This window comes from Roseateles sp. P5_E8 (assembly GCF_054177665.1).
Genome location: NZ_JBGCUM010000067.1, coordinates 1 through 25,843, shown reverse-complemented (window position 1 = coordinate 25,843; position 25,843 = coordinate 1). Strand labels below are relative to the sequence as shown.

24 protein-coding genes are annotated in these 25,843 nt (G+C 70.9%); 4 read left to right on the top strand and 20 right to left on the bottom strand.

The window, feature by feature from the left end:
• The 16 genes from ACXRVZ_RS24470 to ACXRVZ_RS24395 all read right to left on the bottom strand — a co-directional run.
• Positions 1–1,393, bottom strand: a 1,393-nt coding sequence (locus ACXRVZ_RS24470; protein ID WP_458232930.1) for a hypothetical protein, incomplete at its 3' end; no start/stop codon positions are given.
• 10 nt (positions 1,394–1,403) lie between these two features.
• Complete coding sequence (locus tag ACXRVZ_RS24465) at positions 1,404–1,904, bottom strand: hypothetical protein (RefSeq protein ID WP_457427281.1); 501 nt, start codon at positions 1,902–1,904, stop codon at positions 1,404–1,406.
• Between the two features lie 3 nt (positions 1,905–1,907).
• Positions 1,908–2,627 carry a PASTA domain-containing protein gene (locus tag ACXRVZ_RS24460; RefSeq protein ID WP_457427279.1) on the bottom strand — a complete coding sequence of 240 codons (720 nt, stop codon included), beginning with the start codon at positions 2,625–2,627 and terminating at the stop codon, positions 1,908–1,910.
• A gap of 22 nt (positions 2,628–2,649) precedes the next feature.
• On the bottom strand, positions 2,650–4,185 hold the full coding sequence (locus ACXRVZ_RS24455; protein WP_457427277.1) for a hypothetical protein: 1,536 nt from the start codon (positions 4,183–4,185) through the stop codon (positions 2,650–2,652).
• The gene (locus ACXRVZ_RS24450) at positions 4,182–6,005 is read right to left on the bottom strand and encodes a baseplate J/gp47 family protein (protein WP_457427275.1); all 1,824 of its coding nucleotides are present in this window, start codon (positions 6,003–6,005) and stop codon (positions 4,182–4,184) included. The genes ACXRVZ_RS24455 and ACXRVZ_RS24450 overlap by 4 nt, the downstream gene beginning before the upstream one ends.
• Positions 6,002–6,475, bottom strand: coding sequence for a GPW/gp25 family protein (locus ACXRVZ_RS24445; RefSeq protein WP_457427273.1), 474 nt, complete (start codon positions 6,473–6,475; stop codon positions 6,002–6,004). The genes ACXRVZ_RS24450 and ACXRVZ_RS24445 overlap by 4 nt, the downstream gene beginning before the upstream one ends.
• A complete protein-coding gene (locus ACXRVZ_RS24440) occupies positions 6,472–6,807 on the bottom strand; it encodes a hypothetical protein (protein ID WP_457427271.1) in 336 nt (111 codons plus the stop codon). The genes ACXRVZ_RS24445 and ACXRVZ_RS24440 overlap by 4 nt, the downstream gene beginning before the upstream one ends.
• A gap of 4 nt (positions 6,808–6,811) precedes the next feature.
• Positions 6,812–7,462, bottom strand: coding sequence for a hypothetical protein (locus ACXRVZ_RS24435; protein WP_457427269.1), 651 nt, complete (start codon positions 7,460–7,462; stop codon positions 6,812–6,814).
• Positions 7,459–8,415, bottom strand: a complete 957-nt coding sequence (locus tag ACXRVZ_RS24430; RefSeq protein ID WP_457427267.1) for a hypothetical protein — start codon at positions 8,413–8,415, stop codon at positions 7,459–7,461. Before ACXRVZ_RS24430 ends, ACXRVZ_RS24435 begins: the two co-directional genes overlap by 4 nt.
• Positions 8,412–9,428, bottom strand: coding sequence for a hypothetical protein (locus ACXRVZ_RS24425; protein ID WP_457427265.1), 1,017 nt, complete (start codon positions 9,426–9,428; stop codon positions 8,412–8,414). The genes ACXRVZ_RS24430 and ACXRVZ_RS24425 overlap by 4 nt, the downstream gene beginning before the upstream one ends.
• 1 nt (position 9,429) lies before the next feature.
• Positions 9,430–9,897 carry a hypothetical protein gene (locus ACXRVZ_RS24420; protein WP_457427263.1) on the bottom strand — a complete coding sequence of 156 codons (468 nt, stop codon included), beginning with the start codon at positions 9,895–9,897 and terminating at the stop codon, positions 9,430–9,432.
• The gene (locus ACXRVZ_RS24415; RefSeq protein ID WP_457427261.1) at positions 9,894–10,397 is read right to left on the bottom strand and encodes a hypothetical protein; all 504 of its coding nucleotides are present in this window, start codon (positions 10,395–10,397) and stop codon (positions 9,894–9,896) included. The genes ACXRVZ_RS24420 and ACXRVZ_RS24415 overlap by 4 nt, the downstream gene beginning before the upstream one ends.
• Positions 10,398–10,410: 13 nt before the next feature.
• A complete protein-coding gene (locus ACXRVZ_RS24410) occupies positions 10,411–11,811 on the bottom strand; it encodes a phage tail sheath C-terminal domain-containing protein (RefSeq protein ID WP_458232929.1) in 1,401 nt (466 codons plus the stop codon).
• Positions 11,808–12,659 carry a hypothetical protein gene (locus ACXRVZ_RS24405; protein WP_457427257.1) on the bottom strand — a complete coding sequence of 284 codons (852 nt, stop codon included), beginning with the start codon at positions 12,657–12,659 and terminating at the stop codon, positions 11,808–11,810. The genes ACXRVZ_RS24410 and ACXRVZ_RS24405 overlap by 4 nt, the downstream gene beginning before the upstream one ends.
• Positions 12,660–12,672: 13 nt before the next feature.
• Positions 12,673–15,903: a hypothetical protein gene (locus ACXRVZ_RS24400; protein WP_457427255.1), complete on the bottom strand. Its 3,231-nt coding sequence runs from the start codon at positions 15,901–15,903 to the stop codon at positions 12,673–12,675.
• Between the two features lie 5 nt (positions 15,904–15,908).
• A complete protein-coding gene (locus tag ACXRVZ_RS24395; RefSeq protein WP_457427253.1) occupies positions 15,909–16,514 on the bottom strand; it encodes a hypothetical protein in 606 nt (201 codons plus the stop codon).
• Positions 16,515–16,715: 201 nt separating this feature from the next.
• Between ACXRVZ_RS24395 and ACXRVZ_RS24390 the strand changes: the two genes are divergently transcribed.
• Positions 16,716–16,961 (top strand): hypothetical protein, encoded by a 246-nt coding sequence (locus tag ACXRVZ_RS24390; protein ID WP_457427251.1) that lies wholly within the window; start codon positions 16,716–16,718, stop codon positions 16,959–16,961.
• A gap of 55 nt (positions 16,962–17,016) precedes the next feature.
• Here ACXRVZ_RS24390 and ACXRVZ_RS24385 read toward each other — a convergent pair whose 3' ends face one another.
• Together ACXRVZ_RS24385 and ACXRVZ_RS24380 are read right to left on the bottom strand one after the other, a co-directional pair.
• Positions 17,017–17,889, bottom strand: a complete 873-nt coding sequence (locus tag ACXRVZ_RS24385) for a transglutaminase-like domain-containing protein (protein ID WP_457427249.1) — start codon at positions 17,887–17,889, stop codon at positions 17,017–17,019.
• A complete protein-coding gene (locus tag ACXRVZ_RS24380; protein ID WP_457427247.1) occupies positions 17,886–19,043 on the bottom strand; it encodes a zinc-binding metallopeptidase family protein in 1,158 nt (385 codons plus the stop codon). Before ACXRVZ_RS24380 ends, ACXRVZ_RS24385 begins: the two co-directional genes overlap by 4 nt.
• A gap of 228 nt (positions 19,044–19,271) precedes the next feature.
• On the opposite strand from ACXRVZ_RS24380, the gene ACXRVZ_RS24375 reads away from it, so the two are divergent.
• Positions 19,272–20,075 carry an alpha/beta fold hydrolase gene (locus tag ACXRVZ_RS24375; protein ID WP_457427245.1) on the top strand — a complete coding sequence of 268 codons (804 nt, stop codon included), beginning with the start codon at positions 19,272–19,274 and terminating at the stop codon, positions 20,073–20,075.
• Positions 20,075–21,286: a PAS domain-containing sensor histidine kinase gene (locus tag ACXRVZ_RS24370; protein WP_457427243.1), complete on the top strand. Its 1,212-nt coding sequence runs from the start codon at positions 20,075–20,077 to the stop codon at positions 21,284–21,286. The genes ACXRVZ_RS24375 and ACXRVZ_RS24370 overlap by 1 nt, the downstream gene beginning before the upstream one ends.
• On the opposite strand, the gene ACXRVZ_RS24365 is transcribed toward ACXRVZ_RS24370, so the two are convergent.
• Positions 21,261–21,797: a low affinity iron permease family protein gene (locus ACXRVZ_RS24365; RefSeq protein ID WP_457427241.1), complete on the bottom strand. Its 537-nt coding sequence runs from the start codon at positions 21,795–21,797 to the stop codon at positions 21,261–21,263. The two genes, ACXRVZ_RS24370 and ACXRVZ_RS24365, sit on opposite strands and share 26 nt — an antisense overlap.
• Before the next feature lie 19 nt (positions 21,798–21,816).
• The gene (locus tag ACXRVZ_RS24360) at positions 21,817–24,219 is read right to left on the bottom strand and encodes a catalase (RefSeq protein ID WP_457427239.1); all 2,403 of its coding nucleotides are present in this window, start codon (positions 24,217–24,219) and stop codon (positions 21,817–21,819) included.
• A 383-nt stretch (positions 24,220–24,602) separates the two neighbouring features.
• On the opposite strand from ACXRVZ_RS24360, the gene ACXRVZ_RS24355 reads away from it, so the two are divergent.
• The coding region (locus ACXRVZ_RS24355) for a HAMP domain-containing protein (RefSeq protein WP_458232931.1) at positions 24,603–25,843 on the top strand (1,241 nt) is incomplete at its 3' end.

The window sequence follows — 25,843 nt, the reverse complement described above, 5'->3', positions numbered from 1 at the left end:
GGTCGTCGCTGCGCGGCGTGCCCAGCAGGTGCAGGCGGCCGCAGGGCACCACGGCATTCGCGCCACGGCGGGCCCGCACCGCCAGCGGGCGGAACGGCGGGCCGGGCAGGCTGCGGCGCAGGCGCACGCTGTCGGGGCCGGTGTCGTCAAAGGCCTGGGTCATGGGCCAGTCGCAGCTGCCGCGCGTGCAGGCCAGCTCCACCCACCAGGTGGCGCCGGGCTTGGTCTTCACCGGCTTGGCGAAGGCGATCTCCACCCAGCGCAGGCCGCCGGCCGGGTCGGCTGCCACGTCGGCGGGCAGGAAGCGCGCGCCGGCCACGGCTTGCGCGGGTTGTTCCAGGTCGCCCTGGTAGAGCACGGCGGCGATCTCGGCGCCGCCGAAGCCGGCCGGCAGCAGCAGCGGCAGGCGCACGCCGGTGACGTCGGCCAGCGGCGCCAGCCAGCCCGCCGGCAGGCGCGCGGCATAGCTGTGGCCCGGGTCCAGCACCAGGCGCGCGTCAGTGTTCTCGGGGCCATCGGGCACGGGCCAGGCGCGCCAGGACGGCAGCCGGCCGGACAGCGTCAAGTCCACCTGGCGCACCCGCCATGAGCCGGCGTCGGCCGGTAGCGGCAGCGCGGCGTCAAGCTCGGCCTCGGTGTCCGCGCCCAGCACCAGGCCCGAGGGCGGCAGGGCGACGACATGGGCGCGCACGAAGGCGATGGACAGCTCCAGCCCCATTTCGCAGGGCGTCGCCGAGCGCAGCGTGACGTCCGGATCGGGCCCGCGCGCCAGCGCGGCCTGCAGCTCGGCCGCCAGCGGCACGCTGACGCTGTACTCGGCGCTGCCGCCGCCATCGGGTACGGTCAGGCGGGCGGGGCCGGGCCGCGACCAGACGGTGACGCCGTTCACCTCCAGCCGCAGGTCGGTCGGCAGGCCGGGCATCTCAATCGTCTTGTCGGCCAGCTCCGCCGCGCCGACATTGCTCGAGAAGGTCAGCTCCAGCCTTTCGGTCTGCACCTCGGCGAAGCTGACGAGGTCGGTGATGCCGCCGGCCGCAATGCCGTCAGCCATGTAGGTGAAGCCGTCGCCGGCCCATTTGCGCACGTCCAGCAGCGTCTTGCCCGACGGCAGCGCCAGCGACGAGACGGTGCGCAGCGCGCCGAAGTCCAGCACGACGGTCTGGCCTGTCTGCCCCTGGCGCACCTGGGCCACGCGGCCAATCGTGATGCTGCTCGCCTCGCGTACGGTGATGGCCGCGCTGGCCGACGTGACCACCGCATCGGCCGGCAGCTCGGCCGTGCGCTGGGTCTCCACGTCGCCCTGCTTGAACAGGGAGACCATGACGAGCGGCACGGTCTCGAACACCGCGCCGGTGCCCCAGCCCACCTCCATGCCGACGACGCCCGCGATCATGGCGTCTCGCTCAGTCGGCTTCGGCGTTGAAGGTCTGTGCGGCGCCCAGCACGCTCATGACGCCGTCGACGTCCTCGCCCACCTGCACGCCCTTGGCGGCCATGCTGCGTGTGAACTGCGCCTGTTCCGCGTCGCTCAGCTTGCCGGCATCGGCGTATATCTCCATCAGCCCGTTGACGGTGAGGTCGTCCTTGACGAGCTCGTCGTAGATCGTGCCCAGCTGCCGGCCCTTGAACTGGGCCGTGGCGCCGACGACGACATCCGCCAGCAGGCTGCGGCCGTTGCCGAAGACGACGTTGACGACCGCGCCGCGCACCACCTGCGTGCCCGCCTTGGGCGTTTGCGACAGCACGCGCGGCGACTGGTAGATGGCCTCGATGGGGCCGATCTTGGCCTCGTCGATCACCACCTCCTTGACGACGGAGGATTTGCGCACCGCGAACGCGCTGGCCTTGCTGTCGGTGCCGGCCTTCAGCGCCGAGAGGCCGAAATTGGTGTTGATGGTGGCCATGGTTCAGTTGTCCTTCTTGACGAGGGTGGTGCCGAGCTTCAGGCCGACCTTGGCCAGCGCGGCGGCGGCTTCGGACTGCGTCAGGCCGGTGAGGTTGGGCACGGTGACGTTAGGCGTCTCCAGCTCGGCGCTGACGACCAGCCGCACCTGGGCGTTGCCTGCGGGCACGAGGGCACCGGGCGGCGGCTGCTGCACCAGCACGACGGCGGTCTGGAAGCGCGTGGGCGGGTTGGCCTTGGGCACCGTCTCGCCCGAGGTGTCGAGGATGTTGTCCAGCGTGAGCCCGGCCGCCGCCAGCGTGGACAGCGCCTGCAGCACGCTGCGCCCGAACAGGTCGGGCATGGTCTTCTGCGTGACGGTGAGCGCCACGCTGGCGGTGGTGGCCGCCGGCACGGCGACGTCCACGCTGACATCGGCGCAGCCAGCGGCGCTGATCTTCAGGCTCCAGGTGCCGTCGGTCAGGCCGGCGAGCTGGTGGGCGGTCTGGCCGGGGAAGGGCGCTATTGCGGGAATAGCGCGCCCGCCGCCTGCCGGCACGGCCACCACTCGCGCGTCGGGCCGTGGCTGGCCGCCGGCGGTGACGGTCACCATCACGGCGTTGCCGCCCAGCGCGTTGAGGGCGTCGTAGAGCGCGTCGACGGCGCCGATGATCGCGTTCCAGGCCTGCGCGGTGACCGGGCGACCGGGTTCGGCCTGAACGAGGGCCGGCTTGGGGATGCTCATGGTCGGTCCTGCCTTGTGGAGTTCAGACGTTGGCGGGTGCCGGCACCGCGACGCGGGTGCCGTGGATGATCAGACCCTCGGGCTCGGCGCTGTCGACATCGCGCAGCACGCCTTCGCCCAGGGTCCACAGGTCGTCGGCGTAGTCCACGCCCAGGTAGATGCCGGCCGGCCGCAGGCGGTCCAGCGCCAGGCGTATGCGTTCGCGCAGCGGCGTCTCGCCATCGACGTCCAGCACGGAGAAGCGGCGCGGCAGCCACAGCGTGCAGGTGTAGGGCTGGCGCTCGCGCCAGGCGAAGCCGACGTTGGCGGCGGGCTGGTCGGCCGCATCGGCGGCCAGCGAGCCGTCCCAGAAACCGGCGGCGAACACGGGCTGGGTGTCCTGCCCTTCACTTGCAAAGACGGCCTCGCGCACAAAGAAGCGCAGCCGCGTCGTGCCCACCCGCAGCGTGATCGGCGGCGTCAGGCCGCCGCCATGCGGCAGCGGGGCGTCCAGCGCCGTGGCCACCGGCCGGCAGACGCCGAAGCGCGCGGCGCGGTCGCCAAAGGCCTCTGCATCGGCTTCGTCGGCGAACACGAAATCGATGCCGGGCACGGAGGCGGCCCCATCGGCAAACACGCCGCCGTCGATGCTGAACGCAAGGTTGCTGACGTCCGTGCCGTCCAGCTCGACGATGCCCGAGGAGCGAAAGCGCAGCTCCTGCCCGTCGTCCAGCCGGCCGGCATAGACGACGGCGTGGCCCAGGCCCACGTCGACCACCATCGGCCAGATGCAACGGTCCTCGCGCGCGACGACGATGGTGTCGCAGGGCACCGGGCCGAAGCCCAGCCGGTCCACCGTGAAGAGGTCGCGGTGGCGGCGCGGCACGGGCTCGATGTCGACGTCTTCCTCGGGGTTCTCTTCCAGCGCCAGCAGGTCGATGCGCGGCGCGGGCGCGCCCGCCGGGCGCAGGCGCTCGGTGGCGTCCAGCAGATGCCAGAAGTCGTCGCTGCTGCGGCGCAGCCGGCCCGGCTGCAGGCCCAGCAGCGCCGCCGCGCCGCGCAGCAGCGCGCCACAGCTGCCGTTGCCTTGGCGATGCACGGCGATGAGATCGATGACGACACGCCGCTGCGCATCCACCAGCGCTGCGTTGAGGCCCAGCGCGGCGATGGCCGTGGCCATGCGCGTGAGCACGGCGGGCGCGTTCTCGCTCGGTGCGGCCGGCCAGGCCTCGGGCGCCAGCGCCAGCAGGTCCGGCAGGCTGGCCAGCGCCGCGGCCTGGGCAGTGGCGTCGCCGCTCAGCCCGCCACTCGCTGCCAGCGCGGCCGCCACGCGCAGGCGCACCGGCTCCAGCAGGTCCGCGCGCATGGCGTGCAGCGCGGCCAGCAGCAGCAGGTCGGTCCGCTCCTCGGCCTGCGGCAGGCGGTGGGCGCGGCGGATGCGGCCCAGGTCGGCGAGCATGCGGTCGAGGTGACCGGCCAGGCCGTCCACCACGTCGCCGAACAGCGTGCCGGGCGCGTCCAGCGCCAGGTGGCGCGGGAAGCGCGACAGGATGGTGTTGGCGCGGGCGGAAACTGTCATGCCGACACCGTCTGCTCGGTCACCGCCAGGCTGCGTATCCAGGGCTGCTGGCTGGCGTCCAGATCCAGCGTCATGTCCTGGGCGATGGTCTTCAGCCCTTCGTCCATGAACTCGGCACGGTAGGTGGCGCTGCCGACGTGGTAGTCCTCCTGGTCGGGCAGCATGCCCAGCAGCGCTGCGGGCGTGATGTCCACCGCGCTGGCCGCCAGCGCCGCGCCCAGGCGGGCCAGCAGGTCGCCGCGCACGCGGCCCAGTTCGGCACCGGCGTCGCGCGCGGCGTACAGGCCCTGGCGCTCGACCTCCAGCGTGATGTCCAGCGCCACCAGCGCGCCGCGCATCGTCAGCTCGAAGCCCGCGGTCGCCAGGCGGGCACGGCGCGTGGCCGGCGTCATCAGGTTGGTGCGGCCGCGACGGTCGCCGTCGGCCAGGCCGGTGGACCAGGGGAACAGCTCGAAGGAGATGTCCTGCACGCCGTCGACCGCCATCGCTGCGGCCACCAGGCGGTTGTAGACCACGACGCCGCCTATGCCGAGTTCGTCTATTGCCGCGTCCAGCGCCACCTGCACCGCCGCCGACAGCGCCTGCTTGGCAGCAGCGTCAAGGCTGGCCCCGGCCGGCGTGACGACCACCTTCATGCCGACGTCGAACCACACGTCCTCTGAGACCGGCACCGGCGCGGGCGTGATCTCGGCCGGGTCCTGCCCCGCGCCGGGGCCGATGCCGATCTCGGCTTCCTCCGGCACGACGAGGTTGTGCACCACGCGCACGCCGGCGGGGCGCACGCGGTGGATGGCCTCCAGTGCCTCGCGGGCGTGGGCGGCGTCCAGGTCGGCGGCGATGGTGATGGTGATGGTGCCGGGCGCGGAGACATGGTCCTCGGCGACCAGCACGTCCTGCGAGCGGATGCCGGCGATGGCCGTCAGCGCGCCGACGATGGCGCCGGGCGTGGCCGCGCCGCCCGTCTCCAGTGCGCGCGACATGCGCCGGCGCAGCGCCTCGTCGGTCTCGGCCGCGCCGGCGAAGCCCAGGTCCTGCGGGTTCACCGCCGCGGCGATGCCGAGGATGGGCCGGTGGATGACGGTCAGCGTGCCGGCGCGCGCCGCACCGGTAGGCCCGTCGACCAGCGCCGTGACTGGCACCGACACCGACAGCGCCCCGGCGCGTAGCGTACGGTCGTCGCGCGTCTCCACGGTGACGGGCGGCACCTCGGCCGAGCTGATGCGCGTGCCGGCGGGGATGGCGATGTCGGCCGGCGCCGGCGTGCTGCGGCTGAACACCACGTCGCCGGTGGCGGCGCTGCGCATGCGCCGCGGCACGCCCACGAGGGCGCCGAGCTGGTCCAGGTCGCGCCCTTCGGCGGTGTCGATAAAGGCGGCCTCGTAGACCGATTCGAGCTGGCGCGACAGCACCGCATATTCACGCGCGAACGACTCGGCCAGCGTGCGCACCACCGAGCCGGGGTTGCGGTCGGTCAGGCGTGGCGCCGGCACGGTGCCGGGGCGGCGCTCGTAGCTGACCCAGAAGCGGCTGCCCAGGTCGGGCAGCGCGACGCCGGGCAGCGGCAGGCCGTCGGGTTGCAGCCGCCAGGTGATGACGCCCTCGTCGCTGACGTCCAGGTCGGTGCCGGGCATGAAGCGGTGGTAGTCGCCGTCCACCAGCCCGTGCAGGCGCACGCTGGCGGGCAGCGCGTCGGCACCCAGGCCCAGCTTGAAAGGCGCGCGTTCGGGCAGGTAGGCGAACTCCTCGCGCACCACGCCGCCGGTCAGCGAACTCAGCAGGTCGTCGACGAACACGCCATACGGCTCGGCCGCGAAGCTCATGAATTGATCTCCAGGCTGAACGGCACCACCAGATTGCGCGGGTCGTCGTGATCGATGAGGCGCACGGTGGCGGTGATGCGCACGGCGCTGCGGTTGCCGGGGTCGGGCAGCACCTGGCAGTCGAGCACGCGGTCTATGCGCGGCTCGTGGCCCAGGCACTCCAGCACATGCAGCTTGATGAGGTGGCGGGTGCGCTGGTTGTTGGGTTCGCCAATCAGCGTGTGGTGGCGCGAGCCGTACTCGGGGTGGCCCAGCGCGGCCAGTTCGCCCTGCTGGGTCTTCAGGCGGGTGATGAGCAACTGGTCGGCGGCGGCCAGGCCCGAGACGACGGCCACCTCCTTGAGGCCGGGCTTGCGCTGCACGTCCAGGTCGCCTTCCTCCCACCAGCCCGAGGCACCGCCGAACACCAGGCCGAGGTCGCGGCCCAGGCGCAGCATCAGCACGTCGAGGTCGGCGCGCGGCGGCTTCATGGCGCGTTCCCGTCGGTGATCCACGGCGCGGCCGGCGGGCCCAGTATGGTCAGGATGCCCGGGCCGGCGGGGATCTTGTCGCCCATGCGCACCAGGCCCTGCCCGGCGATGGTCACGCCGGTGCTGACGCCGCTGGGCGGGATGGGCAGCGGGTAGGGCACGCCGCTGACCGAGTTGATCATCTGGCACAGGCTGCCGGCCGTGGCCAGCGGCATGCCACCGGCGATGGCTGCCGTCTGCATGACGGCGACGATGACGCCCGTGTCCGGCGGCCCCGCCGCGCCGGGCGAGAGCATCACGTTGCAGCCGATGGAGACGGGGCTTCCAGGCATGGTGTCACGCAGGATTGAAAGAGGTGGTGCCGGCGATGGAGACGCTGCCGCCCTTGAGCGTGGCGGAGGCGTCGCCCTGCACGGTGACGTTAGGGGCCTTCAGCGTGGCGCCGCTGCCGCCTTCCAGGTTCAGCGCACCGGCCGCCTTCAGCGTCATGTCGCCGCCGGCTTCTATCGTCACGGCCCCGTCGGCGGCGATGCTGACCTTGCTGCTGCCCAGCGTGATCGTCAGCTCGCTGTCCTTGAGCGTCAGCGTGTGTCCGCTGGGCAGTTCGATGTGCAGGCGGCGCAGCGCGTCGTCGGCGTCGTCGGGCACCTTGTAGACCAACTCGGCGGCCTTGGCGTCGGGCGGCGGCGTGGCGCTGTCGTGCAGCACGCCCAGCAGCACGGCCTGGTCCAGGTCGCCGTTGATGAAGCCCACCACCACCAGGCTGCCCTCGCGCGGCAGCGCCGACAGGCCCGGCCGGCCGGCGGACACGGGCACCTGCTGCAACTCCAGCGCCGAGTTGTTGAGCCGCACATTGACGGACAGGTGGTGCTCGCCGCCACCGCCGTCGTTGCTGAACAGCTGCGTGACGACGCCCAGCTCCAGCCCGCGATGGGCGTCGAGCTGGTCGCGCACGATGGCGCGGATGGCGGGCACGATTCGGGTCATGCACTGCCCTCGAAATCAATCCAGGTCGCGAAGCCGTCGGCATCCAGCACCTGCGTGACGGCGATGACGCGGGCATCGATGTCGCCGTCGGGCAGGTCGGCCAGCGTGATGAGGTCGCCTGGGCGCAGCTTGGGCTGGCCCCAGCACAGGGCCTCGCCCTGCACGGTGCGGCGCGCGGCGGCGTCGGTCAGGGCCTGGCCGGCGCTGCGCACGCTGTTGCGGTCGCGCAGTGCGCCGCTGACAAAGGCCTCGCGCTCCGGCGCGTCGCCGGCGGGCGATGCCAGCGGCAGATGCCATTGCTCCGCGCCGGCCTCGCTGGCCGCACCGGCGGGGCCTGTCGGCGGCACGTCTGGGCCGGCCTCGACGGCCGCAGCGCGCCAGGCGATCAGCTCGGCGCCGCGGCGCAGCGTGGCGCTGGCGGGGCCGGTCCTGGGCGGGCGCACGTCCAGCGCGCCGAGCGGCGTGCTGGCCACGTCGCAGCCCGCCAGCTGCGCCAGCCGCACGAGGTGGGCCCAGCGCGAGCGGCGGTCGTCGGCATGGAAGACCGCCACGTCGAGGTCGGCGCCCACGGTGCCGGCATCGACGCCGGCATCGCCCAGCATGTCGTTGACGATCTGCGTCGCGCCCTGGCCCACCCAGGCCTGCGCGGCGCGGCGCTGTGCGAGCTTCCACGACGGCGCGAAGCATTCGACCCAGGCGCCTTGCGGGCGACGCTCCACGCGCACCGCGGTGCCGGTGAAGATGTCCTCGGGCGCGCCGTCGAAGCCCAGCGCCACGGCCACCTGGCCGCCGGGCGAGGGCACGTTGCGCGACAAGGCATGCAGCTCCAGCCAGCAACGGTCGTGCGCCGGGCCCAGGCCCAGCGTGACCTCGGCGCGCAGCAGTGCGGCCTCGGGCGCGGTCAGCGCCTGGCCGTCGAGGGTGATGCGCGCCACCGGCGTGAAGCGGCTCATGATGACTCAGGCTCCAGGCCTTGCCGGCGCACTTCGGCCAGCAGCACTCGTTCGAGCGTGCGCGTGAACTGCAGATCGCTGGCCACGGCCTGCGGGCGGGGCAGGTCGGTGCCGAAGGCGGCGGGCAGGTCGGCAAACGACAGCGGCGCGCCGGGCGCCGAGGGCATGGGCGCGAACTCGGCGGCCGGTGGCGGCATGAGGTCGGCAGGCGGTGCCGGCGCGTCCGTGTCGACGGACTGCGTGCCGGGCCAGCGCTGCAGCAGTTCGGCCAGTGCCGACGTGCGGCCGCGCGGCGTGGGCAGCGAGTTGGCATCCGGGCGGCTTGCGCGTGCAGCGTCGGCTGCTGCCGGCGGCTCGGGCAAGGGCCGCCGCGCGATGGCTGTGGCAGCGGTGGGCTCCACCAGTGCATGGCGCAGCGGCGCCGGCACGGGCGCGGCTTGCCGTGCGGCCGGCGGCGTGTCAGCCGATGCCGCCGACGGCGCCTTCGCGACCTGGGGCGCCGCCAGCGCGCGCAGTTGCGCGCTGTCCAGCGGCGGTGTGTCGGCGGCCGGCGCGAAACGGGCGATCAGCGCCTGCACCGCTGCGGTTTCCAGTGCCGGGACGCCGCTGGCTTCACGCGCCTTGGGCAAGGCCGGCCAAGGCATGGGCACGCGCTCGACCAGGCCGGGCGCAGCCGGGCGCGGGCGCCAGTGCGGTGCATCGGCCAGCGTTGCTTCGCCCAGTACGTGCGACGGCGACAAGGCGACGGGCGGCGGCGACGGCAGYCGTGGCAGGCGTGCCGCCGTGCCAGGGCCTGCCGCAGGCCGGCGCGCGCGCGGTGACGCGCCGTGCTCCGCCACGGCCTCGGCCGCCACCGCGTCGCGCTGCAGCGATGCGAACGGGTCCGGCGAGAACGCCGCCAGCTGCAGGTCGGGCCCCGCCAGCGCGCCGTCCACCGGCGCCGCCAGCGGCGCCCAGCGCACGCCGGCCAGGCGGTCCAGCAGCAGCTTCAGCGGGCGGGTGGCGTTCTGCATATCAGCGCCGCTCGCGAGCGGCCATCTCCAGGTACAGCAGCACCTGGCCGACGCTGAGGTTGGCGCACTGCTCGGCGGTCCAGCCGAACTCGCGTGCCAGCGTGAAGCAGGCCTTGGCCAGCGGGGCCTGCACGGCCTGCTCGAGCTCGTCGGCGCTGATGGCCAGGCCGCTGATGCGGTTGACCTCCAGCAGCAGGTGCTGCACCAGCCCGGCGTGCAGGCGGTTGGCCTGCTCGACGCTGATCGCCGGCTCCACCAGGGCCTGCTGCACCATCAGCACGCCGGTGAGGTGGCCGTCTTCCTTGGCGGCCTTGGCGATGCGTGCCAGCTCCGCCAGCCGCAGCGGGCGCAGCACCACCTCGCCGGGCGGCGTATCGGGCGGCGCGGCCGGGTCGAGCACGCGCGCCGGCACCGCAATGCGGTGCGTGGCGCCACCCGCCAGCAGCAGGTCTTCCGCGCTGAGGCTCATGCCGCCGCCGCGTCTTCAGCCGCGACCCACAAGCCCTTGAACGTGACCTCCTCCATGACGAAGTCGTCCTCGGGCATGGAGAAGCTCCAGCCGTCCAGCTTGACGCCGTGCACCGTGACGGTGGCGCTGTTGCCGGGGAAGGCGGCGTTTTCCATGCGCAAGCTGAGGTTGAACGTGGGGCTGACGAAGCCGCCGGCCGGGCGCGTGCCGGCGCCGCCTTCGCCCAGCATCAGCCGCAGCAGCGCGCCGTTGACATGGGCGCGGCCGATGGTGCCGGTGATGTTGACGTTGCCGGAGCGCAGCTCCGTGGCGTAGCGCTGGCCGATCTCGTGGAAGGGCCGGATCTCGCTGATCACGCGCACCGTCACGCCGGTGGCGCGGCCGATGGGCGTGAGCTGGTAGGTCTCGGCGATGCCCTTGGCGGCATCGCCCTCGGGGCCGGCTTCCACGGCCACGCTGATGGAGCCGTCCAGGCCGGTGAAGGTGTGGGTGTTGGGCATGTTGGGTCGCTCCTCACTGCAGGTTCATCGTGACGCGGATGAAGTCGATGCTGAAGGTGGGCATCAGCGTCATCGTGACGGCGCAGATGCCGCGGATCTCCTGCGCGCGGGTGGCAGACACGTCCAGCTGGTAGCCGACAAGCATCTCGTCGACCACCATCTGGCTCAGGAAGCCGTCCAGCGTGGCCTTCAGCGCGGCGCGCACGCGGGCGTTGTTGAGGCGGCCGATGTAGGGGTCGCTGCCCAGCCGCACGCCGGCCTTGGCGTAGTCGACGATGCGGCGCACGCTGATCTGCGTGAAGGCCGCGTTCTCGGTGGTGATGCCCTTGACCACCTGGAAGCCGAACTTCTGCCGCACCAGCAGCACGCGCTCCTGCAGCAGCTTCTTGTAGTTGGTGGTGTTGTAGGGGCCCAGCAGGCCGTCGATGGGCAGAGTCTTGTTGGTCAGGCTGATGTGCGGCGCCAGCGTGGCAAGCTTGCCGGCCACCACGGCGGCCAGGTAGCTGGGCGGCAGGTCCACGGCCTTGCCGTCGGCGGCATCGGTGGCCTTCAGGCCGGGCGCGACGAGCACGATGCGGTCGTCGTTCAGCGTGGCAATGTCGGCTTCGACGTCGGCCAGCGCAGCGCTCTTGGCGCCCAGCACGGCGATGCGCTCGCGGCCCTCGTTCTCGCTCGCCTCCAGGTGAGCGCCGATGGCGCCCTTGGCCTGATCGGCGCCGAAGCCGGCGACGATGACGATGTTGACCGGTTGGTCGGCCAGCAGCGCCAGGCCGGCGGCCAGGTCGGCGGCGCTGGCATTGGCGCCGTCGCTGCCGCCCGCCAGCGGCGTGCTGGCGGCTACCGGCACCGGTGCGGCCGCGCCGTTGGCCAGCACGCCCACGGTGACCAGCGTGCTGGCGGCCAGCGCGGCATGCAGGTCGGYGGTGGTGGCGCCGCTGAACTCTTCCTTGGTGTTGGCGATGGCCAGCTTCAGCACCCAGGGGTCGGCCGCAGCGGCCTGCGTCAGCGTGTAGCGGATGCCGTTGGCCCAGGTGCCGGCGTCCTTGGCGGTCATCGTGAAGCCGGCGGCGTCGCCTGCCGTTCGGATGTCCGCCGTGGCTCTGACCGGCGCGCCGTTGGCGATGCGCACGGCATAGACGGAGCGCCCGCCGCCGGCAAAGGCCTGCTCCAGCGTGCGCACCAGCGACAAGGGGTTGCCGGCCAGCCGCGGCGCGGCCAGCGGGTCGTAAAGGCCGAAGGCGTCCAGCGCGTCGCTGTAGCCGCCCAGGGCGACGACCTCGCCCACCGGCCCGCGCGCGGCGGTGCCGACGATGCCGATGTTGCCGGTGGCGATGGAGCCGACACCGATCAGGCCTTCGGCCCTCACCTCGATGTAGGTGGATGGGAGGATCATCTCGGCGATGGCTTCGCTCATGTTGCTTCCTTGTCGAGGGTGAAGGTCTCGGGCTGCGCGCCTGGGTGCGGGGTCAGCGTCACCGCGATGCTTTGGATCGGCCCGCCGCCGGTGACGATGCGCGGGTCGGCGTACTCGAACTTGCAGCGCCAGCGGATGCTGCGCGTGAACGTGGTGCCGCCGGGCGCGCCGGACGTGGTCGGCGCCGCCATGGCGCCCCAGGCGCTGGGCTCCAGCTGCGACAGGCCGGCGATGCCGTGGCCTTCCATCGTGCCGGCCAGCAGGCGGCACAGCGCATCCAGCGCGGCGGCACCGGCAGCGAACACGTCGGCCTGCAGCGTGGCGAGCAGGCGCACGCTGTCGCTCTCCCACTGGCCGATGAAGTAGCTGGCCTGCAGCGTGCCGGTGGCGGCCAGCGGTGCGCCGAAGGTGGCTATTGCCGTCGTGCGGTCGACCTGCACCTCGCCCGCCCCGGGCACGCCGTCGACCAGCGTGAAGGTCACGTTGCCGCGGCGCAGCACCACGGCACCGGGCGCCAGCGGGCCGATGTCGCCACCGTCGGGGTCCACCAGCGGGCCATGCGGCAACTGCAGCGTGAGCCGGTCGGCGCTGAGCAACTCGACCGTCTCGTCGGGGAACACCAGCACCGGATTGGTCAAGGAGATGCTGGTCTGCAGCTGCAGCGCGCCGGTTGTCAGGCCGAGCGGCTGCGCGCCCACGCCGGCGCCCAGCGACTCGGCTTCGGCGACGCTCAGCACGATGGCCGGCAGGTCGGCTATGGCGCGCGGCATGGCGCTGCCGACGTTGACGCCGGGCAGCGCTGCAGTCAGGCGGGCGGCGACGGCATCGATGAGGCGGTGCAGCAGCATGGCGGTCTGTTCCCTAGGCCGGCAGCGCCGATTGCAGGTCGCCGAAGGCGTCCTCGGTGGACAGCAGGCCTTCGTCGAGCTGCTGCACCAGGCCGTGCAGCGCGTCGAGCACCGGCTTGAGCAGGTTGCGCACGTCGATGCTGGCGACCGCGCTGGTGAAGTCGTGGTGCACCGAGACGACACCGGCAAACAGCACCGTGGGCCGCACCACGCTGCCGGGCGCGGCCAGCTCCGCCACGGCGGCCTTGAAGGCATTGATGGCGGTGCGCGCCGGCGCGAGCGGGTCGTAGCTGGCCAGGTGTTGCTGCAGCTCGTCGAAGGCCGTGAGCACGTCGCCCAGCAGGGCCTGCGGTGACAGCGACGCGACCTGGCCGCGCACCGCCGCGTGGATGGCCACGAGCTCGGCGACGACGGGCGCGAGGTCGATGCGCGCCAGGATGGCTTGCAGCGCGGCGATGCCTTCCTTCAACGGCGTCACGAGGCCGGTGACGACGAGGGCGTCGATCTTGGCCTTGAGCGCGTCCAGCACCGGCTGCAGCGCCGCCAGCACGCGCGACGGGCGCATCGCGGCCAGCAGCTCGGCGAAGACGGCACCCATGTCGCGGCCGACCGGGTCGACGCCGAAGCGGCGCACCAGGCCGAGCAGCTGGTCTTTCAGCGCGGCCAGCGGCAGCAGGCCGGCGCGCAGGCGGTCGCGCGCCAGGTCGGTGTGGCTGAAGCCCGAGCTGGCCAGCGGCAGCAAGGCCGCCGTGCCGGCGCGGGCCACCGCCAGCAGGCGGCCCGTGCCGGCGGACAGTGGGGCCAGGCGTTCGGCCGGGCTGGCGGCCAGCACGGAGGCGAAGCGCAGGCGCAGCACATGGTCGGCCGGCAGTGCGTTGAGCGCGGCAATCAGCTGGGTGTGCATGGGCGTCAGCCGGCTGACCGTGCCGGCCACGTCGGCGGCCTGCAACGCATCTGCGATCGCCTGCAGCTGTGCCCTTGCCCCGACCATGCGCGCCTTCACCTCGGCCGCCGCACCGCCGGCATCGAGCCAGCGCTGCACGGTGAGCCAACTGGCCGGCGATACCGGCACCACCTGCTGCACCAGCATCGCCACCAGCGAGCCGATGGCGCCGCCGCCGGGCACGTCGCGCAGGCCGTTGAGCAGCAGCTGGTAGCCGGCCTCCAGGCGCGGCACCAGCTCGCCCAAGTCCACGCGGTCCAGCACGCCGCTGAGCTGGGCATGGGCCTGGTCCAGCGTGTCGGCCCAGGTGGACAGGCCGATGGCTTGGTCGATCTGCGTGCGCAGGGCGGTGATGCGGTCGGCCACCGGCTGAAGCACGGTGGCGGGGTTGGCCTGGTCGATCAGGGCCAGAACCTGGGCGAAGGCGGCCTCGACCGGCCCGAGCACGGACGTGTGGAGGTCGATGGCGGCAATGCGCCGCTGCACATCGGCGATGGCGTCCGTGGCGGGCTTGAGCAGCGCGTCCGGGTCCAGTGCCAGCAGGGGCTGGATCAGGTCTTCGTCAAAACGGCGCTCCAGGTCGGCCAGCGGCTGGGTCGGGTCGATGCTGGTCAGGAAGGCGACCAGCTGCTGGTGGAACACCGCCACCTGCCCGAGAACGTCGGTGTCGAACTCGTTCAGGATGGCGTCGAGCTGCGTCGTTAGCGGCACGCGCACCTGGCTGGCGAAGTCGATGGCGCGCACGGTGGCGCAGACCTCGACGAGCTTGCTCTTGATGTCGTCGGGCAGGATGTCCACCGGCACCAGCCGCAGTGCGTCGGCGGCCGTGCTCATCACGTCGCGCGAGGTGTCGAAGAAGGGCTCGAGGCGGATGCGGTTGAGCTCGCCGGCCACGGTGGCAATGCCGCCCTGCAGGTCGCGGATCTTGCCGGGCAGGTCGAGCGCCTGGACCGCGGCGGCGAGGCTATCGAAGGCGTCCTTCAGCGCACCAGCGGCGCTGAGGATGGCGTTCTTCGCCGTCGTGATGGCCTGCTGCGCCAGGTCCAGCGTGTCGCCGATGGCGGCCATGGCCGTGGCGAGCAGGGCGTCTAGCGCCTCCAGCGCATCGGCGAGCGGCTGTATCACCGCGCGCACCGCATCGGCCAGCGGGCGCAGGTCGACCGCCAGCACGGCGTCGCGCACCGTGTGCAGCGCGGTGGTGACGATGCCGACGCCGCTGCCTATGCCGTCGGCCACTGCGTTCAGGCCGCTGGTCAGGCTGCCAATGGCATTGCGCACCGGCGCCGAGAGGGCGGCGGCATCGATGGCATTGACTGCCGCCACCAGTTGGCCGACCAAGGCCAGCGCCTGGTCGATCTGCGCGTCCAGCCCGCCGCCGGCCGCATTGCCGGCGCCTGAAATGACCGGCGACAGCCGGCCCGACAGGTCGGCGCACAGGGCCTGCAGCGGCTCGGGCCCGACCGACGCAAGCAGCGGCTCCAGCGCCGTGAGCTGCAAGGCGATGCGCTGCGGGTCTTCGTAGGCCAGCGTGACCTCGGCGGTGCCGACGGCGTCTTCCAGTTCACGCACGGCCAGCACCAGTTCGCGCGCATAGCCGGCCACGGCTTGCTGCACGGCCGCGTCGTCGGGCCGCAGGGCTACCTGCGCGAGCAGCGGGTTGCCGGCCCAGGCGGCGAGCTTGGTCAGGCGGCCTTCGCGCAGCGGCGCCAGGCGCTCCCACACCAACGCAGGCGCCTGCTGGATGACGCGCGAGCGCCCCTCCACGGCCATCAGCCCGCCGGCCAGCGTGATGAAGCTGGTGATGCCGCCGCCCCAGGTGCCCAAAGCCGCAAGCGGGCTCTCGGGCAGCGCCGGCAGCAGCGCGCGGCCGAGCGCAACGACGCCTTGCACCGCGCCGTCCTGCGCGCCTTCGGAGACGCCGCCCAGCACGCGCTGCAGCTTGGCCAGGCCATCGTCGCTGCCGCCGGACACGCGGCTGGTGATGCGCTGCAGGATGGCGGCGGGATCGGCCCCCGCCAGCTGTTCGGCCTGGCTGGCCAGCTGCAGCAGCGGCGCGACCATGCCTGACGGGTCCAGCCCGCCGGCCACGCCGGTGAGCTGCCCGGCGATGCGGCCGCCCGCCGCCTGCAGCGGCCCGGCGTCCACGCCCAGCCGCGACGTGATGTCCGACAGGCCGCCCAGGTCGATGGCCGGCAGGCTGACGCCGACGTTGAAGTGACCCCCGATCGCGCCCACCGCCGCGCCGGTGTCGGCGACACCGAGGCGGTCGCGAAGACCTTCGACGAGGGCGCAGTCGCTCATGATGGTCAGGCCGGCGGAGGCGAGGTGAACAGGCTGGCCAACGCGCCCATCGCCTCGGACAGGCCTGCGGTGGCGGCGCGCACGCCGTCGAGCGCCGGCTGCACCGGTGCGACGGGGTCGCCGAGCGTCGGCACGTCGCCCAGCAGGTCGGGGAGGGCCAGGCCGTCCAGGCCCAGGTCGGCCAGCGCGTCGAGCTCCAGGCCGAGGTCGGCACCCAGGTCGTCCATGGGCGCGGGTGGCTCCGGCGGCTCGACGTATTCGCGCAGCACCAGGCGGTAGCGCACATGCTCGGCCCAGTCGTTGGACTCCAGCACTTCGCAGGCCTCGACGAGCACCCGGTCCAGCTTGGTGGCAGCGACGATGTCCGCCACGAAGGCCAGCGGTTCGCCGGCCAGATGCCGTTCGCGCACGGCGGTGAGGAAGGTGTCGCGCAGATCGTCGCCCTGCAGGCTGCCGCGGATCTCGACGGCCAGGCTTTCGTGGCCCATGTCCTGCTGCAGATCGCCGTCAAGGCCTGGCACGCCCATGCGTGCGAGGCGCCGACGCTCCACCGCACGGATGGCGGTGATGCCCGTCACTTCCCAATCGCCGATCATGGGCTTGACGATCATGGGGCCGGGCGCCAACGCGCAGCGAGGGTCATGCCGATGTCTCCTCTTCGGCTCTTGTGTGGGCCGCGTCTGACGATGCCAAGCGGCCTGGAGGCTCACAACCCCTACCTTGTCGGGCATCCGCAATGCGCATCGCGTTGACACCCGCCGGTGGCGCCTGAAGAATCAGCCGCCCACTGACGGGCTAGTGCCGGAGGACCGATGCCCAAGAACCACCGCCTGCGGCTCGCGATTGCCACCCTGTTGGCGTTGTGCAGCGCCGCGGCCTGCATCGCGACGCTGATCGAGCCGCAGTGGTTCGAGCTGCTGTTCGACGAATCGCCCGACGGTGGCGACGGCTCGCTGGAGACCTGGTTCGCGGTGGCGCTGTCGGTGGCCGCATGCATCGCGTTCTCGCTCGTGGCGCGGCGCGAATGGCGGGCACTCGCCGCTGCGTCACAGCACTGACGTCGATGGCCCTAGCCAGGCGTCTGCAGTGATCGCTGCGCCGGGGCGCGCCTTTTTAGTCGAGGCTGCCGTCCGTGGAGAGCGCCATCGCGCAATGGTGGGGTAGGACCAGGTCGGCGCTGCCGTCTGTGAGCGCGGTCGTCCGTATGAACGGCGCCCAGGAGTTGACGGTGCCGAAGATGGTGGCGAAGGCCACGTCCGCCGCGTCGCGGCCGGTGCCGAAGCGCACGAAGCCCATCGGGATGGCTGTGCCGGAGGGGTCGAAGATGTACCAGTGGCCGCCCAGGTAGACCTCGGCATAGGCATGGAAGTCCGGCGGCCCCAGGATCGGGTCGGCGCCATAGTCAGTGCCGGTCGCAAAGCGGGCCGGGATGTTGAGCGCGCGGCACAGCGCCACCATCAAGTGGGTGAAGTCGCGGCAGACGCCGACGCGTTCGATCAGCGTGTCTACCGCAGAGGTGGTGGAGTTGGAGGTGTTCGACGCGAACGACACGCGCTCCTGTATCCACCGTGCGATGGCCTGCACCCGCTCGTAGCCGGCGGGGATGCCGCCGAATTCGGCCGTGGCGAGCTTGATGAGACGGTCCGACTGGCAATAGCGGCTGGGGTAGATGTAGCGCAGCACGTCCAGCGGCAGCTGGTGTACCGGCACCTCGTGCAGGTCTGCGGGCCGGTCCTGGCGGTGGGCCAGCTCCATGGTGGCTTCGTACTTGATCTCCAACTCGCCCGGCAGTGCCTGCAGGCGCAGGTGGCGGTTGCCGGTGTTGGGGTCGGTCTGCAGCTCGGAACCGATGGCCTGGCTCAGCGTCAGATGCTCGGCCGAGACCCGCTGGCGCGGCGTGTAGGCGGGGTGGATGTTGAAGATGAAGTCCGCGCCCGGCGCGCTGACCTCGTATTTCAACTGGACTTGCAGTTCGATGCGGATCATGCGGCGATGCTTTCTGCGGGTTCAGGTTCGACCGCGACTTGTTCAACGGGGCGGGGCAGGAAGTTCATCGGCATGTCGCCGCGCACGCCCGCGCGGATCACCTGGTGGATGAAGGCGAGCTTGTCGAGCACCGCGTCAGGCATCACGAAGGGATAACTGTCACGGCCGCCCAGGCTTCTGGACATGGCATTGATGAACTGGGAGACGGGCAGCCAGTGCCTGACGATCTTGGCTTGCAGCTGCGTCTCGTCGGCGCCAATGGCCTCGGCGCGCACCGCAGCGCCGCCCGGCACCGCATGGTCCAGCTGCAGGCCCCAGGAGGTGGCCGTCTCCAGGCCGTCCTGCAGGTGCATGTAGTGCGCCCAGCATTCGGCCCAGTCCTCCCATGGGTGGGAGCTGGCATAGGCGCTGACGAAGCGGCTCTGCCAATCGGCCAGCGGCGCGGCGTAGTGCTTCTCCAGCGCTTCGGCGTAGTCGGCACGTTCGTCGCCGAACAGCTCGCGGTACTTGTCCAGCCAGGGCGTGTTCCAGATCAGGCGGTCCCAGTAGTAGTGGCCGATCTCATGGCGAAAGTGGCCCAGCAGCGTGCGATAGGGCTCGTGCAGCTGGGCGCGCGCCTTTTCACGGTGCGCGTCGTCGGCCTCGGCGATGTTGAGCGTGATGAGGCCGTCGTCGTGGCCAGTCAGCACATGCTCCTCCGGGTTGACCTGCTCCAGCAGCTCGAAGGCCACGCCGTTCGGCGCGTCCTCGGCCTTGCTGGGGAAGGGCAGCCCCCATGAGGCCAGGCTGTAGACGAGTTGGCGCTTGGCGGCCTCGATGCGGTGCCAGTACGCTGGGTTCTCGCCCTTGTCGAGCACCGGGTGCACCTGTGTAGTGCGGCACGACAGGCAGCGCGGCTCCACATCGTCTGCCTCGACCATCCAGTTGCAGAAGACCGGCGCCTGGTGGTTGGCGCAGCAGCGCAAGCCGGCCCCAGCATCGGCATCAGCATCGGCGTTACCGGAAAGCCGCAGCCAGTGGCCAGCTTCGTCGACCTCGAAGGAACCGAGGGTCAGCTCGGCAGGGATGAAGCCCAGCTGCGCATTGCAGGCGCCGCAGGAGACGTTCTCGAAGAACACGCGCGCAGCGCAGCGTTCGCAGCAAAAGGTTTTCATGGATTTCAAGCAGGAAAGAGACGGCCGGCGCGAGGCGCCGTGACAAGTCCATCCTAGTCAGATGCGATGGCCTCGCGTGTAGGCTCTGAAGAGCTTTCGCGATGTGTTGGCAGCGCGCTGCGTCACCCAAACGGTGCATGCGGCCTGGCTTGAGCCCAGGCGGCAATAATGACCTACGCACCGGACGTCGCTTGGATCGATCGGGCTCCGAGCAAGAAGGCTCCCACGATGAGCGTTTCCCATCGCAACAACGTCCATGTCAGCGGCGCAGGCCCGGCCACGGTCGTCTTCGCGCACGGCTTTGGCTGTGACCAACACATGTGGCGCCTGCTGGCACCTCAGTACGCACAGCGCTTTCGCACCGTCACCTTCGACCATGTCGGCAGCGGCCGGTCCGATCTGTCGGCTTACGACCGCGACAAGTACAACTCGCTGCATGGCTATGCGGCAGACCTGATCGAGGTGATCCAGGAATGCGGCGCCGGCCCGGTCGTCGTTGTGGGGCATTCCGTCAGCGCCATGATCGGCATGTTGGCGGGCTTGCGCGCGCCGGGCGCCATCGCGGCGCACATCATGATCGGGCCGTCGCCCTGCTACATCGATGACGGCGACTACGTCGGCGGCTTCTCGCGGGCGGACATCGACGGCCTGCTCGACATGCTGGAGTCCAACTACCTCGGCTGGGCCAGCAATATGGCGCCGGCCATCATGGGCGTGCCGGAACGGCCGGAGCTGGGGCTGGAACTGACAGAGAGCTTCTGCCGCACCGACCCCGACATCGCCAAGCAGTTCGCGCGGGTGACCTTTCTGTCGGACCACCGCGCCGACCTGGCCGGGCTGCAGGAGCCGACGCTGCTCATCCAGTCGACCGAAGACATCATTGCCCCCGTCGCCGTGGGCGAGTACATGCACCGCGTGCTGCCGAAGGCGACGCTTGAGGTGGTGGACAACGTCGGCCACTGCCCGCACCTGAGCGCCCCCAGCGCCAGCGCCGCCGCCATCGACCGCTTCCTGGCCACGCTGGCGCTCTAGTGACACCCGCCCCGCCCGCCTGCCCTGCGCTCGAGCGTCTGCTCGACGAGGTGCCCGTGGGCCTCATGGTCACCGACGCGAAGGGCAACATCCTGCAGGTGAACGCCACGCTGTGCAGCTGGGCGGGCTACACGGCGCAAGAGCTGGTGGGGCTCAGGAAGCTGCAGGACTTGTTCACCGTCGGCGGGCGCATTTTTCACCAGACGCACTGGATGCCCATCCTGCAGATCCAGCGCTCCATCTCGGAGGTCAAGTTCGAGCTCTGCCACAGCGATGGGCGGCGCTTGACCGTCATGCTGAACGCCGTGCGCAAGGGCGCCGATGGCGCGGCCTATGACGTGGTCTCGGTGGCGATGGCCGAGGAGCGCAACAAGTACGAGCGTCAGCTGGTGCTCGAACGCAGGCGCGCCGACGAGCTGGCCCAGCGCGAGGTGAGTGCTCAGGAGATCCTTCAGGCGGCGCAGGCGCAGTTGCGCCAGGCCGTCACGGAGCTGGCCCGCAAGAGCGCCGATGCGGAGGACCGCGCGCTGTTCGCCGAGCAGATGATCGGCATCGTCAGCCACGACCTGCGCAACCCGCTGTCAGCCATCATGATGGGCGCCAGCCTGCTGGCCCGCGACGGCAGCTTGAATCCCAAGCACAAGAAGGTGCTGGAGAACGTCAACCGCTCGTCGCAGCGCGCCAAGCGACTCATCGACGAATTGCTCGACTTCACGCTCGTGCGCGTCGGCCACGGGCTGGCCGTGACTCGCCAGCCCATGAACTTCCATGAGCTCATCAGCCGCTGCGTCGAGGAGCTGAAGCTGTCCTTCCCCGGCCACCCCATCGTCCACGCCGCCCAGGGGCATGCGGACTGCTTCCCCGACGCCGACCGCATCGCGCAGCTGCTGGGCAACCTGGTGGCCAATGCCGTGACCTACGGCCAGCCGGGCGGCACGATCACCGTGACCTCGCTGGGCGACGACAACGACTGCACGCTGAAGGTCCACAACTTCGGCGAGCCAGTGCCCGCCGAACTGCTGGATCGCCTCTTCGAGCCGCTGATCCGCGGTGGCGCGCCGGCGGATCAGTCGGCGCGCAGCGTCGGCCTGGGCCTCTTCATCGTCAAAGCCATTGCGCAGGCCCACCAGGGCACGGTGAGCGTCACGTCCTCACGCGGGGAGGGCACCACGTTCACCTTCGTGTTCAAGCGCCGCCACTGCGAAGGCTAGCTGCCGCCGGCTGGTGGGTCGTGGGCATGCCGTCCTCGTCGATGGAATGGATCTCCTTGACCGGCCCCGAGGTCTTGGCCCGCTCGGCCAGCCGCGTGTAGAACTCCGCGACCTCTCGCAGGTCCTGCTCGTCGAGCGTCTCGATACCGATCATGCGATTGCTCGCGCTGCGGTGCGCGGCCAGCAGTTCGTTGAGCTTCAGGTGCAGGGCCACGCTGTCCTTGTTCTGGCTTTGCTGGATCAGGAACACCATCAGGAAGGTGACGATGGTGGTGCCGGTGTTGATGACCAGCTGCCAGTTCTCTGAGTAGGCGTAGAGCGACCCCAGCGCGGCCCAGACCACGACGGTGGCCAGGGCGAGGCAGAACGCGATGGGCGTGCCGCACCATCGCGTGGCCGCCGAAGCAAAGTGGTCGAACGCCGTCAGCAGCCGCGAGCGCCCCGCGTAGGCTGCGCTGGTGGTGCTGGGCATGGAGCCCAGCGTCTCGGTCTTCTGGGATGCGAAGGTCATGGAATCCTCCGGGAATGCCTCAGACGATGGGCGGGTCGGTCTCCCGCTCCGGGTGACGGTGGCACGCCAGGCCGCGGATCAGCGCCTTGGCGCCGGCCGCAGCGTCGCGCGTGACGGCAATGCCGGGGTCGGGCTCGCCATCGGGCAGCACACGCGGTACACCGGCAATGTCCAGCAGATCGGCACCGGCGCCCAGGGCAAGGATGGTCTTGCAATGACGGAACTGGTCGCGGATGCCGGCCATGGCATTGCCGTCGGCCGACAGCGCCACCACGGCAGCTGCGCCGTCCGGCAGCACCAGCGCGTCGAACAGGAAAGCGGGTTCGTTTTCCAGCGAGGCGTCCGCCTCGATGGCGACGCCGTCCTCGGTAGCAACCGGCCCGATGCGCGGTGCGACGAAGCGGGGCACGGCGCCTGCGTTGAACAGCGCCGCATGCACGTCCATGGCGCTCCGGCCCACGCAGCCGTCCGCCACGAACACCGCCACCTTGCGGCCCTTGACGGACCCGTCGCCCGGTCGCGCCGTCAGCGACAGCGGGGGCGACTTGCTGATCTCCGGCTTGATCTTGCGGGCCAGGGCGCGCGGCATCGGCTCGGGCAGCGGCGACATGTTCAGCCCCTCGGCCACCTTGGCGGCGAGCGCTTCCGACGCATTTCTCAGCATGGACACGACGCGCTGGCGAATGGCGGGCACCGTCACCTTGCTCAGCTCGAAGCGGAAGGCGGCAGCGATGTGGGCCTGCTCGACGGGCGTCTGGCTGTTGAAGAACAGCGTGGCCTGGTTGTAGTGCTCGGCGAACAACTCGGGCTTGGCGCGCACCTTGGCCTGGTCTTCCTTGGCGCGCAGGCGCGTCGCGACGGACGTGAAGCCCTGCTCGGCGCCCGCCTGGAAGGGGCAGCCGCCGCCCAGCGAGTTGGGCTCGTAGGACACGCGGCCGCGGTGGATGGCCTGGCGGTGCATGCCGTCGCGCTGGTTGTTGTGCACCGGCGCGATGGGTGAGTTGATCGGGATCTCGTGGAAGTTGGGGCCGCCCAGGCGGCTGATCTGCGTGTCCACGTAGGAATGGATGCGGCCGGCCAGCAGCGGGTCGTTGGAGAAGTCCAGCCCCGGGATGATGTTGGCCGTGCAGAAGGCGACCTGCTCGGTCTCGGCGAAGAAGTTGTCGGGGTTGCGGTTCAGCACCATGCGGCCAACGGGCTGGATGGGGACCATCTCCTCGGGGATGAGCTTGGTGGCGTCCAGCACATCGAACGAGAACTTGTCGGCCTGTTCCTCGGTGAACACCTGCAGGCCCAGCTCCCACTCGGGGTAGGCGCCGCTTTCGATGCGCTCCCAGAGGTCGCGGCGGTGGTAGTCGGGGTCGGCGCCGGAGATCTTCACGGCCTCGTCCCAGGCCAGCGAATGGGTGCCGAACTTGGGGTTCCAGTGGAACTTGACGAACACCGACTCGCCGGCATCGTTGACGAGCCGGTAGGTGTGCACGCCGAAGCCCTGCATCGTTGCGTAGCTGCGCGGGATGCCACGGTCGCTCATGGCCCACATCAGCATGTGGGTGGACTCGGGCATCAGGGAGACGAAGTCCCAGAAGGTGTCGTGCGCGCTGCCGGCCTGCGGCATGCCGTTGTGCGGCTCGGGCTTGACCGCATGCACGAGGTCGGGGAACTTCATCGCGTCCTGGATGAAGAACACCGGGATGTTGTTGCCGACCAGGTCCCAGTTGCCTTCGTCGGTGTAGAACTTGACGGCGAAGCCGCGCACGTCGCGCGCCGTGTCCTTGGAGCCGCGCTCGCCCTGCACGGTGGAGAAGCGCACGAACACCGGCGTGATCTTGCCGGCTTCCTTGAACGGGGCTGCCTTGGTCAGGTGGGGGATGGGCTCGTAGGCCTCGAAGAAACCGTGCGCCGCCGAGCCGCGCGCATGCACGATGCGCTCAGGGATGCGCTCGTGGTCGAAGTGCGTGAGCTTGTCGCGCAGGATGAAGTCTTCCAGCAGCACCGGGCCGCGCGTGCCGGCCTTCAGGGAGTTCTGGTTGTCGGCGATCGGCACGCCCTGGTTGGTTGTCAGCCGCTGGCCGCTGCTGTCCACGCGCACGCGGTCCAGCGGCCCGGTGGTCGGGTTGCTGCCGTCGGCTGCAACGCCGCCGGTCTTGGCCGAGGCATTGGCTTCGGACAGCGTGCTGCCGGAGGGCAGGCGCGAGGGCGGCTTCACGGTCGCGCCGGTGGGTGGGCGCAGGCCGTTTGCCTGGCCATGCTCGGCGGTCTTGTTGGCGTTGAAGGGCATGGCCGCAGCGAGGTCGCCCGTTTGCTCCGCCTTGCGTGTGGCGGTATCGCCAGCGTCGTGCGGCGAGGGATTGGCCGGACCGCTGTCGGTGTTGCGGGCGGGGGCTTTGGAGCCGCTGATGGGCTTGCGGGGGGTGGGCATCTGGGGTCTCCGATGGGGCAGGGACATGGCGAACCGGCACGATGCAATTTCGGCTCGCCGCAGGTTGTAGGACGGCATGCCACTTACAAGCCGCCGTTGCCGCCAAGCGTCTCGGGCGCCTCGGATACGCGATGAAATGCGCCTGATGGACTGCTAGAGTCCGGTGCCGTTGAGCGGTGGGCGCACCCGGGAGGAGTGGTTGTGCCGCCGGCCTGGCAACATCAAGATAGAAACTGGATGGGTCGATCATGGGCACCACGATTGCGGAGCAGTCCCCCAAGAAGCGTGCTGTTGTCTCCAAGGCGGCGAAGGCCAAGCCCGACGCGCGAGAGCAGCTCACCGAATCCAGCGCTCCCCGCTCGCGTCAGATCCTCGCGGCGCTGATGGCGTTTCGTGACGGCGACTTCTCCGTGCGCCTGCCCAATGACTGGGCCGATGTCGACGGCCAGATCGCTGCCGCCTTCAACCAGATCACGGCGCAGGAGGCGCGCATCGCGTCCGAGGTGGCGCGGCTGAGTGCGACCGTGGGCAAGGAAGGGCGCCTCAAGCACCGCATGACGCTGCCCGGCGCCTTGGGCTCCTGGGCCACGAAGGTGGAGTCCATCAATTCGCTGATGGATGACCTCGTGCGGCCGACCGCTGAAATCGCCCGCACCATCGGCGCCGTCGCCAAGGGAGACCTGAGCCAGGCCATGGAGTTGGAGGTGGACGGCCGCGAACTGAAGGGCGAGTTCCTGCGCTCGGCGCGACTGGTCAACACGATGATCGAGCAGCTCTCGGTGTTCACGAGTGAGGTGACCCGCGTGGCCCGCGAGGTGGGCACCGAGGGCAAGCTCGGCGGCCAGGCGCAGGTGAAGGGCGTGTCGGGCGTCTGGAAGGACCTGACCGACTCCGTCAACCAGATGGCCGGCAACCTCACGGCCCAGGTGCGCAACATCGCCGACGTGACCATCGCGGTGGCAAACGGCGACCTTTCCAAGAAGATCACCGTCGACGTGCGCGGCGAAATCCTTCAGCTCAAGGAAGCCACCAACACGATGGTGGACCAGCTGCGCTCGTTCGCGTCGGAAGTGACGCGCGTGGCCCGCGAGGTGGGCACCGACGGGCGCCTGGGCGGCCAGGCCGTCGTGCCCGGCGTGGCCGGCACCTGGAAGGACCTGACCGACTCCGTCAACGCGATGGCGACCAACCTGACGGCCCAGGTGCGCAACATCGCGACCGTCACGACGGCCGTCGCGCGCGGCGACCTTTCGCGCAAGATCACCGTGGACGTGAAGGGCGAGATCCTGGAGCTGAAGGAAACCATCAACACGATGGTGGACCAGCTGAACGGCTTCTCCTCCGAAGTGACCCGCGTGGCCCGCGAGGTGGGCACCGAGGGCAAGCTCGGCGGCCAGGCGGCCGTGCCAGGTGTTGCCGGCACGTGGAAGGACCTGACCGACAACGTCAACTCCATGGCGAGCAACCTGACCAACCAGGTGCGCAACATCGCCGACGTGGCGACGGCCGTGGCCAGCGGCGACTTGTCGAAAAAGATCACCGTGGAGGTCAAGGGCGAGATTCTTGCCCTGAAGAACACCATGAACACGATGGTCGACCAGCTCAACGGCTTTGCCGGCGAGGT

Bases quoted from the DNA above. Each gene is read 5' to 3' on its own strand.
- ACXRVZ_RS24465 (WP_457427281.1), bottom strand. From the start codon at position 1,904: ATGGCCACCATCAACACCAATTTCGGCCTCTCGGCGCTGAAGGCCGGC.
- ACXRVZ_RS24460 (WP_457427279.1), bottom strand. From the start codon at position 2,627: ATGAGCATCCCCAAGCCGGCCCTCGTTCAGGCCGAACCCGGTCGCCCG.
- ACXRVZ_RS24455 (WP_457427277.1), bottom strand. From the start codon at position 4,185: ATGACAGTTTCCGCCCGCGCCAACACCATCCTGTCGCGCTTCCCGCGC.
- ACXRVZ_RS24450 (WP_457427275.1), bottom strand. From the start codon at position 6,005: ATGAGCTTCGCGGCCGAGCCGTATGGCGTGTTCGTCGACGACCTGCTG.
- ACXRVZ_RS24445 (WP_457427273.1), bottom strand. From the start codon at position 6,475: ATGAAGCCGCCGCGCGCCGACCTCGACGTGCTGATGCTGCGCCTGGGC.
- ACXRVZ_RS24440 (WP_457427271.1), bottom strand. From the start codon at position 6,807: ATGCCTGGAAGCCCCGTCTCCATCGGCTGCAACGTGATGCTCTCGCCC.
- ACXRVZ_RS24435 (WP_457427269.1), bottom strand. From the start codon at position 7,462: ATGACCCGAATCGTGCCCGCCATCCGCGCCATCGTGCGCGACCAGCTC.
- ACXRVZ_RS24430 (WP_457427267.1), bottom strand. From the start codon at position 8,415: ATGAGCCGCTTCACGCCGGTGGCGCGCATCACCCTCGACGGCCAGGCG.
- ACXRVZ_RS24420 (WP_457427263.1), bottom strand. From the start codon at position 9,897: ATGAGCCTCAGCGCGGAAGACCTGCTGCTGGCGGGTGGCGCCACGCAC.
- ACXRVZ_RS24415 (WP_457427261.1), bottom strand. From the start codon at position 10,397: ATGCCCAACACCCACACCTTCACCGGCCTGGACGGCTCCATCAGCGTG.
- ACXRVZ_RS24405 (WP_457427257.1), bottom strand. From the start codon at position 12,659: ATGCTGCTGCACCGCCTCATCGATGCCGTCGCCGCCCGCCTGACTGCA.
- ACXRVZ_RS24400 (WP_457427255.1), bottom strand. From the start codon at position 15,903: ATGAGCGACTGCGCCCTCGTCGAAGGTCTTCGCGACCGCCTCGGTGTC.
- ACXRVZ_RS24395 (WP_457427253.1), bottom strand. From the start codon at position 16,514: ATGATCGTCAAGCCCATGATCGGCGATTGGGAAGTGACGGGCATCACC.
- ACXRVZ_RS24390 (WP_457427251.1), top strand. From the start codon at position 16,716: ATGCCCAAGAACCACCGCCTGCGGCTCGCGATTGCCACCCTGTTGGCG.
- ACXRVZ_RS24385 (WP_457427249.1), bottom strand. From the start codon at position 17,889: ATGATCCGCATCGAACTGCAAGTCCAGTTGAAATACGAGGTCAGCGCG.
- ACXRVZ_RS24380 (WP_457427247.1), bottom strand. From the start codon at position 19,043: ATGAAAACCTTTTGCTGCGAACGCTGCGCTGCGCGCGTGTTCTTCGAG.
- ACXRVZ_RS24375 (WP_457427245.1), top strand. From the start codon at position 19,272: ATGAGCGTTTCCCATCGCAACAACGTCCATGTCAGCGGCGCAGGCCCG.
- ACXRVZ_RS24365 (WP_457427241.1), bottom strand. From the start codon at position 21,797: ATGACCTTCGCATCCCAGAAGACCGAGACGCTGGGCTCCATGCCCAGC.
- ACXRVZ_RS24360 (WP_457427239.1), bottom strand. From the start codon at position 24,219: ATGCCCACCCCCCGCAAGCCCATCAGCGGCTCCAAAGCCCCCGCCCGC.